Source organism: Paenibacillus sp. J22R232 (assembly GCF_056269165.1).
This window is the reverse complement of record NZ_JBWDNK010000006.1, coordinates 190,700-205,614: the sequence shown is the minus strand read 5'-3', so window position 1 is coordinate 205,614 and position 14,915 is coordinate 190,700. Positions and strand designations below refer to the sequence as shown.

General features: G+C 47.7%; 7 protein-coding genes. 4 read left to right on the top strand and 3 right to left on the bottom strand.

Features of this window, described 5'->3' with window-relative positions:
- The first annotated feature begins 3 nt into the window (after window positions 1-3).
- Window positions 4-7,305: a DUF5695 domain-containing protein gene (locus tag AC0YN3_RS19795; RefSeq protein ID WP_475776694.1), complete on the top strand. Its 7,302-nt coding sequence runs from the start codon at window positions 4-6 to the stop codon at window positions 7,303-7,305.
- Window positions 7,306-7,449: 144 nt separating this feature from the next.
- On the opposite strand, the gene AC0YN3_RS19790 is transcribed toward AC0YN3_RS19795, so the two are convergent.
- The 3 genes from AC0YN3_RS19790 to AC0YN3_RS19780 are packed head-to-tail and all read right to left on the bottom strand — an operon-like array spanning window position 7,450 to window position 11,101.
- Window positions 7,450-8,544: a GerAB/ArcD/ProY family transporter gene (locus tag AC0YN3_RS19790; protein WP_475776693.1), complete on the bottom strand. Its 1,095-nt coding sequence runs from the start codon at window positions 8,542-8,544 to the stop codon at window positions 7,450-7,452.
- The gene (locus AC0YN3_RS19785; RefSeq protein ID WP_475776692.1) at window positions 8,544-9,602 is read right to left on the bottom strand and encodes a Ger(x)C family spore germination protein; all 1,059 of its coding nucleotides are present in this window, start codon (window positions 9,600-9,602) and stop codon (window positions 8,544-8,546) included. Before AC0YN3_RS19785 ends, AC0YN3_RS19790 begins: the two co-directional genes overlap by 1 nt.
- A gap of 26 nt (window positions 9,603-9,628) precedes the next feature.
- On the bottom strand, window positions 9,629-11,101 hold the full coding sequence (locus AC0YN3_RS19780; protein WP_475776691.1) for a spore germination protein: 1,473 nt from the start codon (window positions 11,099-11,101) through the stop codon (window positions 9,629-9,631).
- 176 nt (window positions 11,102-11,277) lie between these two features.
- Between AC0YN3_RS19780 and AC0YN3_RS19775 the strand changes: the two genes are divergently transcribed.
- The 3 genes from AC0YN3_RS19775 (at window position 11,278) to AC0YN3_RS19765 (ending at window position 14,808) form a co-directional block, all read left to right on the top strand.
- Window positions 11,278-12,051, top strand: a complete 774-nt coding sequence (locus tag AC0YN3_RS19775; protein ID WP_475776690.1) for a DeoR/GlpR family DNA-binding transcription regulator — start codon at window positions 11,278-11,280, stop codon at window positions 12,049-12,051.
- A gap of 75 nt (window positions 12,052-12,126) precedes the next feature.
- Window positions 12,127-13,872: a class I mannose-6-phosphate isomerase gene (locus AC0YN3_RS19770; RefSeq protein WP_475776689.1), complete on the top strand. Its 1,746-nt coding sequence runs from the start codon at window positions 12,127-12,129 to the stop codon at window positions 13,870-13,872.
- Between the two features lie 12 nt (window positions 13,873-13,884).
- Window positions 13,885-14,808: an ROK family protein gene (locus tag AC0YN3_RS19765; protein WP_475776688.1), complete on the top strand. Its 924-nt coding sequence runs from the start codon at window positions 13,885-13,887 to the stop codon at window positions 14,806-14,808.
- Window positions 14,809-14,915 lie beyond the last annotated feature (107 nt).

Sequence of the window (14,915 nt, the reverse complement as noted above, 5' to 3'; positions counted from 1 at the left end):
ACTATGAAAACGATTACAAAAAGGCTTGTGTCGATGACGATCGCGTTTATGTTGATCTTTCAAATTTTACAGCTTCATTCGAGCTCGTTAACCAAGTTAGCTGCAGCAGCGGATGATATTTCCAATGCTAGCCTTTCCGCAAAAATTGGTGATTTAGGACAAATTGAAGAGCTGTTTATCAAAAATAACCCAGTAAATCGAAACGGTGCTCCTATCAATTTTGTTTTGCCGAATAATACGTCTCCGCAGAACAACGTCCAGCATCAATGGATGGGCGAGATGCTTTTTTCTTACCGCACCGGCGATAATGAACAATTCCCTGCGAGCAGGGACGGCTTTGTAGAAGTGGACACAAACAAAACGCTTGCAGCCGGCGGTTCAACAACTTATTCCAATATCAATCCCGATAACCAATATTTCGATAGAACGGTATCCACGGAGGGCAAGAAAGTAGAGGTCAACTTTATTGGCCAGGATTTGAACTCCACAACGAATCGTGCGATGAAAGGTTTTGACGTGAAATCTGTGTTCGACATGGAGACGGATGACGGTTCCATGCTATGGGAAATAACCTTGAAAAACAAAAGCGGCAAATACATGGAATTCGGCGATATCGGCTTGCCGATGCCTTGGAATAATAAATACCGATCGGTATCGGATACGTATGACAATCGTTTAACGATACATAACTTTGCCGGGGCCGACAGCGGGTATTCTTATGCCATTCGGACCAGCGGGGAAGGAAATTACATGCTGTTTACCCCGGTGACGGAAAGCGGCGCTCGCATCGAATACGTGGATTACTGGATGCAGGAAGAGGGCGAGCTGCGTGCTGGACAGACCTTCACTAACTGGACCGGCGACAGCGGCGGCTGGTTTCCTGGGCTGAACGTGCTGTATATCCACTCTAAGGACATACAGAAAACGGGCCGTGGATATTTTTCCGATGCCTCCAGCCTAGTATTGGGACCGAATGAAGAAAAAACGTATCAGTTTAAATTTTCGGCAGTACGCGCAGGCGACAATACGCCGCAGGAAAGTGCTCAGAGCACAAATAACGCTTCCGTTTCCGTGGAGGAGCGCGAGAAAAACCTCCGCTCTATTTTGTACCGATCAGGCATGATTGACGCGGTAGCGGTGCCTGGCTTCCAGACTGCCATTAATATGCCGACTAAGCTGGCTCTGCATTATGATGACAGCAAAATTAAAGTAACGTCGATTGATATTCTATCGGTTCACGAGAATGACCCATATGATGAAGCGCATATCCCGAGTATCAAGCCAGGCAGGCAGAGAAGTGAGATGGTCAACAATTCTCGCACAGGGCGCGGACTTGCTGACTCGAACCCGGGCTACGCCAAAGGCTATCAATTTTTGGAAACCAAGCTTGTAAACGGCGAACAGCACCACATTTATTCGCTCGAGTTCGGCGATCTGGGCAATAACAGCGTCCGTGTGGAATACGAGCTGAAGGTTGGCGATGAGTGGGTCAATAAATTTACGCAATATGAATTCAATGTAATGGCCGAGCTTGACGAAACGTTGAGCACCCACACTGCATTCATGGTAGAAAAAACGCAGGACAAGGACCCGCAAAGCCCTACCTACGGCAACTACTTTGACTGGTATCTTAAGGATGGTCTCGACACCAACATCAACCATTGGGGCGATGACTGGGGCCATGATAATATCAACTCCATAACCATGAAGAACTATTTGGATCCAAGCCCTGAAGAGATTCAATCGATAGAAAATTACCTCATTGATTTTATGTGGGAACGCTTTATGAAGCATACGCAGGATAGCTTTATCGTTGCGAACTGGCTAAGGGATTCTGGCTCCTATACGGATAAAGACAAGCCTTATACACGGGAATTCTCCGAAATGATGGCAGCCACCGGCTTTTTCAACATGTATCGGATCCAAAAGGCGTATCCCCATCTGATCGAGTACCGCGAATCGCCGCAATTTTATTTGGAAAAGGCTTACGGCATCTACTACAACCGAATTTCCAGCGGAGCAATCGGATACTATGGCGAACAGCAAATTCCGGATATGATCGAGGCGTTGAAAGAAGAGGGCATGCAGGCGGAGTTTGATAATCTGAAGCGAAAGTTCGCCTTAGATAAAGGACGGAATATGACATTCGCTGCTTATCCATACGGCTCGGAATTTGAGTATGACAATACCGGCGAAGAAGGAGCCTATGCGGCTGCCAAGGCGCTGCGCACTTACTACCCTCAGGACGCGCAGGCAGCAGCGGCTGAGAAAAGCATGGAGATGGCAGACTGGAAAACCCGTGCTATGCGCGGCATACAGCCAACCTGGTACCATTATTCCGTACCGGTATTTCGCGGAGGCGAGGGCTGGTGGAACTTCCAATATACGGCTTCACTAGCGGGATATATTATGGATGACTGGATTCGCTATCAGGATAACGGCAGAACTGCCGCTCAGACCGCCACTGCACAGCAGCGCAATTATGCGGCGAAGATTTCGAACTTTAACGCCATTAACATGGGACAGATTTCTGCACAGTCTGTAGGCAGCACCTCTTGGAGATATTCCATGTACAAGGGCGGAACCGGTACCAAAGACGTGTACGATGGCGGTACCCGCGTAATGAACAACGGCTGGAACGATTTTTCCGGCGAAGCCGATGAGGGCATTTACGGCTCCCTGCTAAGCATCAGCTCGGACATTGTTACCGATCCGGTGTTCGGACTATTCGGGTATGGGGCACTGGTTTCCGACAAGGGCAGCAGCTACGAGATTACCCCGAAGGACGGTTTCGGCAAGCGCATTAACTTAATTGTCGAAAAAATATACCTAGTCTCTCAAAATGAAAAAATGGAAAGCGCCGAAATTCAAAAAGACGGCAGACGATTTCAATTGACGCTCACCAATCTGGATAAAAAAGAGCATGCTTCAACAATTGCAATAGACGGAGCGGGCTTGGAAAATGGCTATTATGCCATTAAGCTGAATAATGAGGCAGCTGGGCAGTTCTATGTACGAAACAACAAGGGTCTTGCTCGGTTCCAAATGAACAGTGACGAGACAGCACAGTTGACCATCGAAAAGCTAGACTCGGGCGAGAATGAAGCCCCGCAGGTTCATGCAGAGACAGCAACGCCAAACCCGCAGGCACTCCTTCCTTTTATGCTAAACGGCATTGTGAGTGATGACGGCGCACCGGACGGAACGCTGGCTTACGAGTGGGAAGTGATTAGCACACCGCAAGGCGGCAAGCTGAGCTTTGTTTATCCTAGGGCAAGCATTACACAAGCCGTCGGAACAAAAGAAGGCTCCTATACAGTAAAACTTAGCGCTAATGACGGGGAGCTGAGCGGTTCTGACGAGCTAACCTTCCAGTTGGCTGCTCCGCCGGAGAAACAGCCTCCGCAGATCAGCGAAGTAACTGCCGCTCAAGACGGAACGAATGAAAGCATAGTCGTTTTATCCGGTACGGTAATCCCGGATCCGATCCATAGCGCGGAATTTGAGCCCGACATGACGTACGCGTGGACCGTCAAGGAGAAGCCGAATGGCGCAGGCGATATCACGTTTGTCGCTGGCGACAAAGCAACCGCGTATGCGCGCGTAAGCAAGGCGGGTACCTATGTATTCACGCTGACTGCTGCCGATGAAGGCAAGACAGCAAGCAAAGATGTAACGATCGTGATTGAAGCAGATACCGAAGACGCCTACCGGGCAATCAATACCGTAACACGCAAGGGAACGGCGCCGTCTCTTCCGCCAGTCATGAAGATTTTGTTCGATGACGGGTACAAAGAGAGCGCGATTGAATGGAACGATATCGATCCAAGCCACTATGAAACGATCGGCAGCTTCGAGGTAAGCGGTATAGTGTCAGACAGCGATCTAGAGGTTCGCGCCACTGTATATGTCGTTAGCGTGCCGCTTCAAAACGCTGCTTTGACAGCAAAAGCTTCTGCCAGTTACTCCGGCGGTGACGGGTATCCCGAGGCGATGAATAACGGCGTTGAGCCGAGAAATTCTAGAGATTTCTCGCCTTCTCGCACGGCACCGAACAGCGCATGGCACAACTGGGGAAGAGAAGGAGACCCGGCATGGGTTACGTATGAATGGCTTCAACCACTCCTTGCCTCTTCGATGGACGTATACGTCTTCCAAGACGGCGGAGGGAATTTCCGTCCCAAGGATATGCAGCTCAAGCTTCGCGATGAGAACGGAACTTGGTATACGCCAAGAGCCATTAACGGACTTGCAAATGAACTGGATAAGTACAACACGACCACTTTCGAGCCTGCCTATATTACAGGCGTCCGTATAGACATGAGGCCTACCGCAAACGGAAGCGGTATTCTGGAATGGAAGGTAAACGGCTATACGGGAACGGTAGACAAGTCGGAGCTCATTAGCGTTAATAACTATATCAATGCTTTGAACGCTTCGAACTTTATCGATCAAGGTCTTGCGCCAATTGATGAGGCAAAGGCAAACGCGGCAGCCGTCATTCAAAAAATGGATGCAACAGATGAGGAAGTTGCGCAGGCGCTCGGTAAGCTGCTGACAGATGTGCAGCTGCTACGTCCGCGCGATAACAATATGGCGTTCTTGGCCCGCGTATCCGCAAGCTACACCTCTCCTTGGGAGAATCTAGCTTCCGTGAATGACGGCAGAAAAGCAGAAGCGAACATCCCGCATTGGGGAACTTGGGGGAATGCGGGAGCTGCAGAATGGGTGCAATATGAATGGCCGCAAGGCGTTACAATCAATAGCTCGAACTTGGTGCTATGGTCAGATGCAGGCGGCATACTAGCACCTACGAAATACGAGTATTCCTACATTCCTTTGAATAGCAGTACAAATGAATGGTTGACGGCGAAAACCATTACCGAAGGTATTACCTTGGTGAATAACACGCCTGTGGGCTCCTCCAATCTGGTTGATTTTGATTCGGGGCTGAAAGTGAAAGCGCTGCGAGTTACGATGACGAAGCAATCAGCAGGAAGCGGAGTTGGCGTCGGCTTATGGGAATGGGAAGTGCTTAAGTCGGATGCCATTCAGGAGCAGGAAGCGCCGACAACACCGACTGCGGTGGCGCCGACTTCTGTAACTGGCAACGACGGTAAAATTATAGGCGTAACATCGGCAATGGAGTACCGGAAGGAAGGGGCAGAAGTGTATACCGCAATTACTGGCGTTGAGATTACGGGTCTGAGCGCCGGGAACTATTTTGTCCGGTATATGAAAACCGCCTCTCTGAATGCCAGCCCGGATAAGGAGGTTGTCATGCCGGAAGGGCAGAAGCAGGATCAGCCAGCGCCGGAACCAAGCGAATGGACGATTACGCATGCTAATTCCGATACCCAAACAAACGGGAAGATAGAAGGCGTCCGTGATTCGATGGAATACCGGAAGCTGGGCGATGAGAGCTACTTGCGCGTCAATGGCACGAGTATTGAGAGCTTGGAGCCTGGCAGCTATCAAATCCGCTATGCGGCTACAGATGAATCACATGCAAGCCAGCCGGTAACCGTGGAGATTCGTAATGAAGCGAAGGCAGATCAAGATGCGCCAAACGCGGATGAACTGGTCGTTACGCCGGCTTCCATAGCAGGCGGAAGCGATGGGAAGATCGGGAACGTGACTGTCGGCATGGAATATCGGAAGGCGGATGGCGGCGCGTATTCTGCGATTAACGGAAACAGCATCGACAACCTTGAAGCGGGCCGTTATGAAATCAGGTACGCGGAGACAGATACCGCGAATCCAAGTCCCGCGATTATCGTTATCGTTCCTGACGGGACTAAGCAGGAACAGAATCCACCCTCCAACACGGTTGTCAAAGGTGTCAATGTCAGCGTAATTGGCGCTAGGGATGGGAAAATAACAGGCGTGGATTCCGCGATGGAATACCAGAAGCAGGGGACTGAGTTGAGCGACTGGACTGCCATCGCAGGTGTAGAGGTTACTGAGCTTGATGCCGGAACCTATTATGTCAGATACAAGGAAACTTCGGCTCATCATGCGAGTGCTTCTCTGACGGTTATCATAAGCTATCCCGACACTCCGTCTCCGTCTCCAACGTCAACGCCTACCCAGCCTACAGCAACGAATAGGGTTGTAGGAGATACGATCAAGGTTGCGACGCCAATGGTGGACAAAGAGACTGGCATAGCCAGATCGGAATCGATTAGTCAGGATGACATCCGTAGAGCACTGGAAAACGCGAAAGCAGACAGCAACGGAGTAAAGACGGTTCGGGTGGAAATTCCGAAAACGGAGGGAGCAAGCGCATATGCCGTCGGGCTTCCCAAAACCGCGTTAACTTCGGATAAAGCCGATGTACGGGTAGAGATTGACACACCATTCGGAACAATCGTTGTGCCTGCAAATGGGTTGAACCATGCAGCAACGGATGCGAAGAGCATAGAGCTGACGATTGGAAATGCTGACTCATCCCTATTTGATTCTCAAACGCAAGAAGACATTGGCAGCAGACCTGTCATCAAATGGGGAGTCGACACAGGTGGAGCGGCAGGAGAAGCAAATCGCTTGCAAGCACCGGTAGAGATTAGAATACCATATGCAGCTACTGCCGATGAATTGGAAGATTTAGATTACCTTGTTGTTTGGCATATCGATGCAAATGGAAAGCCCGTGCAAATGAAAAATGTTAAATACGATGCTGCTGATAAAGCCATGGTATTCACGACGAGTGGGGCAGGCCATTATGCAGTTGCTTACAGCAAGAAAAGCTTTGGCGACGTCACAAAGGATTCCTGGTACACAAAAGCAGTCGAGATGATGGCGTCCAAGCGATTTATAGACGGTACGTCGGCTGCAGAGTTTAGTCCTAGCAACAAGGTGACAAGAGCGGAGTACTTGGCGTGGCTTGTAAGAACGATGGAACTTACGGCGGAATTCGACACGAACTTCAATGATGTCGAGTCATCTAGCAAGTACTATGACGAAATCGGGATAGCCAAAGCGCTTGGCATAACCGTCGGTTACAAAGGCCAGTTCAATTCCGAAGCCGAATTGACAAGGCAGGACATGGCTATGCTGACGATAAGCGCATTGCAGGCAGCAAACAAAACATTGCTGGACGGTACTACCGAAGAGCTCGACAAGTTTGCGGATGCAAAAGAATTAGCAGCCTACGCGGCAGATGATGTGGCTGCAATGGTTAAGATGGGCTTCGTTAACGGACGTGGCAATAATGTCCTGAGTCCTAAAGGTTCGACGACCAGAGCAGAGGCTGCGCAGATCTTGTTTAACATTTATTCGCATCCATGGTCATCATCGCAATAAGCCCCTAATATGAAAATGGTGCGGAAAAACATGGCGTTTTTCCGCACCTTTTTTCATGTCCCCGTATGTAAGCATGGACAACCGAACACTCCTATTGGAATGGATTAGCCGGCTATCAAGCCACTTGCTGAACCGCTACTTGAATTATTGATCAACACGGGATACGGACTTTAATCTAAGTTTTGTGATGATAAATAGTAACGGAATATAGGCAAAGATGAAATAAAATCCGATCTCATTTATGAACTTTTCTAATACGTCGATCTGTATGCGTTCGTTAACCGTTAGCGCGACGATGAATAGGGCTGCCAGTATAAAAGGCAAAGACAGCCGAGGCTGAAGCGCAGCAACTCTTTTCATTAATCTCGTACAGCACCAAATAGGGATACAAGCCGTCGGGATGATAACCAAAAGCCACATGAAAATATAAAAATACTCGAACCTGGCTACGAAGGATAGCTCTATGATTTTGGACATTGCCAACGTAGGCCAGAGCGTATGCTTCAGCAGTCCCTGGCTAAAATACATCAGGGTTACGATAATCATTGCCGTATATTTGAATGTAGTGAAGAGCAAGGCGAAATGTGCCCATTTCACGTTTTTTTCGGGGGATTTTAAGAAAGGAAAGTAAATAAGCAAAGCTTCGAGTCCGAAAAAAATGAAACTGGAAGTTTTTGAACCTTTAAGCAGATCAAGAAAGGAATGATTGAGAACCGGCAATAATTGATGGATATTGCCTTGCCGAAGCGGGAAGTAAAGCAGAAAGAGCAGAGGGATTAGAGCCATGTAAAAAAAGCTAAACCCGGATACAACCCTGAATCCGCCGGATACGACATAATAGATCATGCAAATCAAGAGCCCTGCCATCGCCCATGTTCTAACGGTTGGAAATACCCACACCTGAATGATTTCAATGTAAGCTCGGAAATAAAATAGAGCCATGATGAAATAGTAACCGACTAATAACAGAGAAACGGCATTGCCGATGAGTTTGCCGAAAATCAATCGATGTAAGTCAATGACGTCTTTAGCGGGATTGCCGAGCATCTTATAAACCATCCAGATGATGAGATGCAGGGCCAAACCGACGAGGATAATCGATATCCAAGAATCTTGGCCGGCATCCCGAAGGACAAGACTTTGAAAATTCAAAATGCCAGCGGCAGCTTGGGGAGCGCCGATTAAGAAAAATACAAAGTATCCGGATATCGTGTAATTTTCCTTTACGTGATTCTGCACTAATGCCCAACCCCTGAGTGTAAAATAATAAGCTTCGTTTTTACTTCGAAATCCATAATAGGATAGATTTCTCCATAAAATTTGTTCTCGCTATACGTTCTATGCTTCCACCTATATCGCTCACCGAAGCCGATAGGGTCGGCGTTGTTCTTTTGTAACCGAGTTAGCATCGTTTTGATTCCTGATGATAGTTTATCTTCGATTTGCTTCTTTATTGCTTGCAACTCTTCTTTATTCTGTATGTTCATTTGTTTCGGAATTTCCCTAAGCGCTATGTATAATTTAAGGGATATCGTTGTCTTTCCGTTTTGCGCAATCGCTATATCGCTCTTTCCGCGCAGAATGAAAAAAGAATACATGTCTTTTGGACCGGTCATGAAATCATAGGTGCCTGTCAGAGCCTTGTCTTTCAGAAACTTCAAATATAAACCTTCTTCGCCCGTTAACCAAAGTTTTAATTCATCTCCTTTAAAGACGGCAACACCATCCATTTGCAATAAGCCCTGATCTTTATGGATCACGGGTAAATAAACATCCTGGCCTTCCCCGTAATACTGATTGACGAATGTATGATAATTTGTCGCCGGCGTATTCCCGTGGTTCATGTTCTGTTCGATAAGCTCCGACAAGAAAAAGGGCGGTTTTTTTGAAGTTTCGGAAATTATGGAGCTTGCATGTTGCTTGGTTATCACAATGGTAGCATTGCTGCTTTTGATGAATTCTCGATTGATGATTTCGGCGAGCTCAGAGAGGGAGCCCCTTGCGAATTTCTCGCTAATGACCAATGTACGCATTTGTCCCAATTCGACAGGTTGAGAAGACTTTGTAGTTAGGGCCGTGAAAATCCCGTACATGATTTTCGATTCCGCTGTGATCGGGGTTTCGGATTGTTGCTGGGAAGCTTTTATAAATGAAGGATAAGAAGCGGTCATTTTAATCGTCTCCCCTTCGAGGTCTACGCCCATGCTTTGGATGATATTAATCCGGTCGACGGTCCTCGCTTGCGCGCAACCGGATAATAGGCAACAGCAGAATAGAGCTAGGATATGACCTTTCATTATTTCATCCTCCAATCCGCACAACACTATTCATTATTATAGTCGTCGCCAATGTCCTTGTTTTTTTGCACGCTAAATCTTTTTGTCGATAGCGGACGCGTAAATTCAAATCGATTAGATAGAAGGGTAAAGGATGAGCGGATAAAGCTATCGTTGAAGCTTTTGTGGCGGAAAGGGAACAGGGGCACGATATAAGGCGAGCCCAACGATTTCAAACGCAATAAATGTCCCAAAATGAACATTAAACCAATCATTATGCCTAACCCGCCCCACAAGGATGCCAAGACAATCAATGGAAAACGCAAAAACCGTATCGTATTGGACATTTTAAAGATAGGCGTGGTAAAGGAAGCCAATGCCGAAAGCGCAACGATGATGAGCAAAATATTACTGGTTAAAGCGGCTTGCACCGCTGCCTGCCCAAGAATGATTCCACCTACAATGCCGAGCGTTTGACTGACTTTTGTAGGCAATCTGGACCCGGCTTCGCGCAGCAACTCGATCGTTATTTCCAAGAACAGCACTTCAAGCAAAGGAGGGAAGGGGACGTTGGATCTTGATTCGATAATCGGTCCTAATAGATCCCTGGGAATGACGGTGTAATGAAAGGTAAGAATCGCAACGTAAAAAGAGGTAGCCAAAATGGAAAACGCGATTCCAAAATAACGGATGAGACGAAAGAACGAACCCATAATCCATGGCAAATAGTAATCTTCGGGCGAAATGATAAAGCTAAATAAGTTAACGGGTCCCGTAATTATTATGGGAGAGCCGTCGCATAGAAGGGCTACTTCCCCGTTCAGCATCGAATACATGACTCTATCCAGGCGTTCGCTTGACATAAATAACGGGAAAGGAGAATTTGAGTTGTCGGTAATCAGTTGTTCCAGAAGAGAGGTTTCAAATACCACGTCATATTCTAGATCCAAGAGTCTCTGCCTTGCCGTATTTACATGTTGCGGATTAGTAATATCCTCTAAATAAGCGATAACGATCCTCGTTTTTGAAAGTGAACCAACGATATGCTCCTCAAATATAAGTTTTTCGGTTACAAGCCCTCTTCGCAGCAAAGTCAGGTTGGTATCTATATTTTCGACAAAACCGACCTTCGGACCGATTACGCTGTATTCATTTTCGGTATCATTATAACCACGATGGCCCAGTTTTAAATCCGCGATGTCTACCATGAGTCCTTCATTTAGTGAGGGATCCATTTGAATAAAGATTGAACCGTGAGCCAAGCTTTGCACGATTTCTTCCACGTTTGACAATACTTTGATTGCTTCAATGGGAATCAAGGCTTTTAAATCATGCAAATTTTCGATTTCTCCATTCGATAGCTGAAAAAAGGAGAGTAAATCATGGTGAAATTGTTCATGGTTTATAAGCGTTTTATAGTATGAAAAATGAAGGCGCATACCTTTTAAATCAATGGTTGTTTGTGAAAAATCATTTGATTTTGAGATCTCTTTTAATGCTTTATGTATATTTGGGAGCATGCGTCGACCACCAGTCCAAGAGAAATAATTCGTCTTATTATGAACTACTGATTTAGAAGTTATTCCCTGCTACGAGGAAGAGCGTTGAGGTTACTAACCCTCTTGTGTAACAACTCGGCTATTATTTGATCGTATTTGATCATTTGTGTTAAAATGAGTGAAAAAGAGGTGAACGAATGCTGCCATTACAACGAAAACAAGCGATATTATCCTATCTATCCGAACGAGGCGCCGCTACGATGAAAGAGCTTAGCGACCATTTTGGCGTATCGGGCATGACCATTCGTCGAGACTTGAACGCTCTGGAGCAAGAGAACCATGTGCAGCGTTCCCATGGGGGCGTTATCTACCAAGACTCCAATCTGGCTCAAGAACCGGATCTGGCTTCCAAGCAAGCCAATAATCAAGATATTAAAGAGCGATTGGCCGCCTTCGCCGCCGAACATTTCATCGAGGAAGAGGATGTCCTCATTCTGGAAAACGGAACGACGGTATCCCGGATTGCGGATTTTCTAGATTCCTTTGGGCAGTTGACCGTGCTAACCAATGGGCTGGAAACGCTAAACCGGTTTCGCCCGCATGTCTCGGAGAGACATGCGATTATTTGCTGCGGCGGGCTGCTGAGGGAAGTGTCGGGAACGTTTGTCGGACCGGTGGCGGAACAATTTTTTGCCGCTTACCATGCGAATACGTTGTTTTTATCCGCCCTGGGCTATTCACCTGAGTATGGCTTTACGGATCCGAACCTGCTCGATACGCAAGTGAAGAAGGCGATGATTAGCTCCGCCAAGAAGGTGGTTATGCTCTTGGATTCATCCAAAGTTGGCAACCGATACTTCTCAACGGTAGCGCAGCTGTCTGATATCGATGTGTTCGTGACGGATACCGGTTTGCGGGATGAAGACAGACGGTTCATTGAAGCAAGTGGCGTTGAGCTTTATATCGTGTAACAAATTCACGATGTTCATTTGTGTTAATTTATGATATATTATGATAAATTAATGCGAAGGAGTTGTGAATTTAACATGGTAGCCGCGTATAACAAAGAGCCTTCCATCTCTATTCGAAACTGGGAACAGGAAGCCTGGTCCGGATATAAGGCAATTGGATTAACGATATTTGATAGAGCAAGAGTCAGCAAGAAAACGGTTGTCGTCATCGAATGTTATCCCGGCGTAAGGCAAGAGGAAATTTTAACGGGAATTTCCCGCTTTTTGAACCCGGCTGCGATCTTTCGGGCAGAAGAAGCGGCATTCGACCCTACAGAAGTCGATCGCAAAGTTGACGGATTTCTGACTGATGACCGTGTTTTCGGATGTATGACCTCCTTTCGAATCAATGAATTTTATGATCAAGCTAAACTCGATTCCCTCCAAAGCCAGATCGAAGCGATATCCGGCGGTATTATCGTTGTCATCGGATTCGGCGCTTCGCTTGTTGCGGCGGGAGACGTTCTTATCTATGCAGACATGGCACGTTGGGAAATCCAGCTGCGCCTTCGTTCGAAGGAGATCGGAAATTGGAGAACGAGCCACCCGGAAGAGGATATGCTTCGCCGCTACAAACGCGGATTTTTCTTCGAATGGCGAATGGCTGACAACTTGAAGAAAACACTGCTAGGCAGTATCGATTACTACTTAGATACGAATACGAAAGACGAGCCTAAGATGGTATCGAAGCGTGCATTGCTCGCAGGACTTGAGCAAACGGTGAATCGCCCGTTCCGTCTCGTCCCTTATTTTGATCCCGGCGTATGGGGAGGCACATGGCTTGAGGCGAATATCGGCTTGCCTAAACGAGAGCATCCTTATGCTTGGGGCTTCGACGGAGTGCCGGAGGAGAACAGTCTCTATTTCCAATACGGTCCGGTCAGGGTTGAGCTTCCCGCTATCAATCTCGTGTTCTTCGAATCGATTAAGCTGCTGGGGGAGAAAGTTTACGAGCGCTTCGGTGCCGAATTCCCGATTCGCTTCGATTTTCTGGACACCATTGGCGGGCAAAGCCTGAGCTTGCAGGTCCACCCGACAAATGAATATATAAAGGAACAATTCGGGATGCCTTACACACAGGATGAAAGCTATTACATTCTCGAGGCGACACCAGGCGCAGAGGTGTATCTTGGTCTAAAGGAAGGCATCGACTCGGCAGCCATGATCGCTGATCTAAACAAGGCGCAGGAAGGCGGATTCAGCTTCCCGGCAAATGATTATATCAATGTCTATCCAGCCGTCAAGCATGATCATTTTTTAATTCCGGCGGGAACGGTTCACTGTTCGGGACCGGGCTGCATGGTGCTGGAGATCAGTGCGACGCCGTATATTTTCACCTTCAAGCTGTGGGATTGGGAACGCCTTGGACTTGACGGCAAGCCGCGGCCGGTCCATGTCGAGCATGGCAGCAAGGTAATTCAATGGAACCGGGACACCGAATGGACTACGTCGGAATGTGTCGGCAGGGTAGAGCGCATTGCGGAGGGACAGGGCTGGATCGAAGAGAGAACGGGGCTTCATGCGCTTGAATTCATCGAGACGCGCAGGCATTGGTTCTCTGCTCCAGTTAGCCACGAGTCAAACGGAAGCGTTCATATGCTGAATTTGGTCGAAGGCGAAGAAGCGACAATCGAAAGCCCGGATGGCGCCTTCGAGCCCTTCATCATACATTATGCGGAAACCTTCGTCATTCCAGCACATATTGCTTCTTATACGATTCGGCCAAGCGGTCCGAGCGAAGGAAAAACCATTGGCACCATTAAAGCATACGTCCGAATATAGAGGGGGTACCATATGAATTCCGCTATTTTTCTTGCCTTTGACGTCGGGGGCACGCAAATAAAAGCTGCGGCGCTCATCAGAGGCTCCATCATCAAGCCATCCGTCGGGCATTATGAATCCCATTCGGACCAAAGCGCAAGCGAGATCATTGCCCGTTTCGTAGCGATTGCTTCGGATGTGCTGTTAAAGGCGGGCTCAGTCGATAACCCGATTGGAGGAATTGGAATGGCATTCCCCGGCCCTTTCGATTACGAGAACGGAATTAGCCGTATTCAAGGTTTGGCGAAATACGAATCGCTGTACGGTCTTCCTTTCGGCAATCTGCTCGAGGAAGCCATGCGGGAGGAAGTCTCCTTGAAGAACCTTATGGCTCCGGCATTTCGGATCCGCTTTGAGAACGATGCCGCGTTGTTCGGTCTTGGTGAGACCGTTACTAGGGCTGCGCTTGGAGCTAAACGAACGATATTTCTCACAGTCGGGACAGGGCTTGGCTCTTGTTTTATTGAGAATGGGCAGTTAGTGAAGGATCGCTTTGACGTGCCTGATAATGGCTGGTTGTACACGATTCCCTATAAAAATGGCATCGCGGACGATTATGTTTCCAGACGAGGGGTACGTAAGCTCGCGTCAGAGCTCGGGCTGGATGGGAAAGGAAAGGATGTTCATGAGTTCGCTGCGTTAGCAGACGTGGGGGATCCGGCATATATCCACCTTTTTGCTGCTTTCGGCGAGCGAATGGCTGTTATTTTGGAGCAGTCCCTGCGTGCCTATCAGCCGGATTTAATCGTATTAGGGGGCCAGATTTCCAAGAGCGGCCATTTGTTTGTGCCGGCTTTTCAAAATAAACTGGCGGCCATGGATATAAATACTGAGGTTGCGATCAGCAAGGATACGCTCGAGAGCACATTCAAAGGCATTTACGAATTCGTCAAATAAATGCGTCCTATTGGTTGCGCCTGCATAGATAAGGACAAGCAGCCCAGAAGCTTATTCGGGATAAATATTCCGGGTAAGCTTTTTATAGTGAGCAAATCCAATATAAT

Bases quoted from the DNA above. Each gene is read 5' to 3' on its own strand.
- AC0YN3_RS19785 (WP_475776692.1), bottom strand. From the start codon at position 9,602: ATGAAAGGTCATATCCTAGCTCTATTCTGCTGTTGCCTATTATCCGGT.
- AC0YN3_RS19765 (WP_475776688.1), top strand. From the start codon at position 13,885: ATGAATTCCGCTATTTTTCTTGCCTTTGACGTCGGGGGCACGCAAATA.
- AC0YN3_RS19780 (WP_475776691.1), bottom strand. From the start codon at position 11,101: ATGCTCCCAAATATACATAAAGCATTAAAAGAGATCTCAAAATCAAAT.
- AC0YN3_RS19795 (WP_475776694.1), top strand. From the start codon at position 4: ATGAAAACGATTACAAAAAGGCTTGTGTCGATGACGATCGCGTTTATG.
- AC0YN3_RS19770 (WP_475776689.1), top strand. From the start codon at position 12,127: ATGGTAGCCGCGTATAACAAAGAGCCTTCCATCTCTATTCGAAACTGG.
- AC0YN3_RS19775 (WP_475776690.1), top strand. From the start codon at position 11,278: ATGCTGCCATTACAACGAAAACAAGCGATATTATCCTATCTATCCGAA.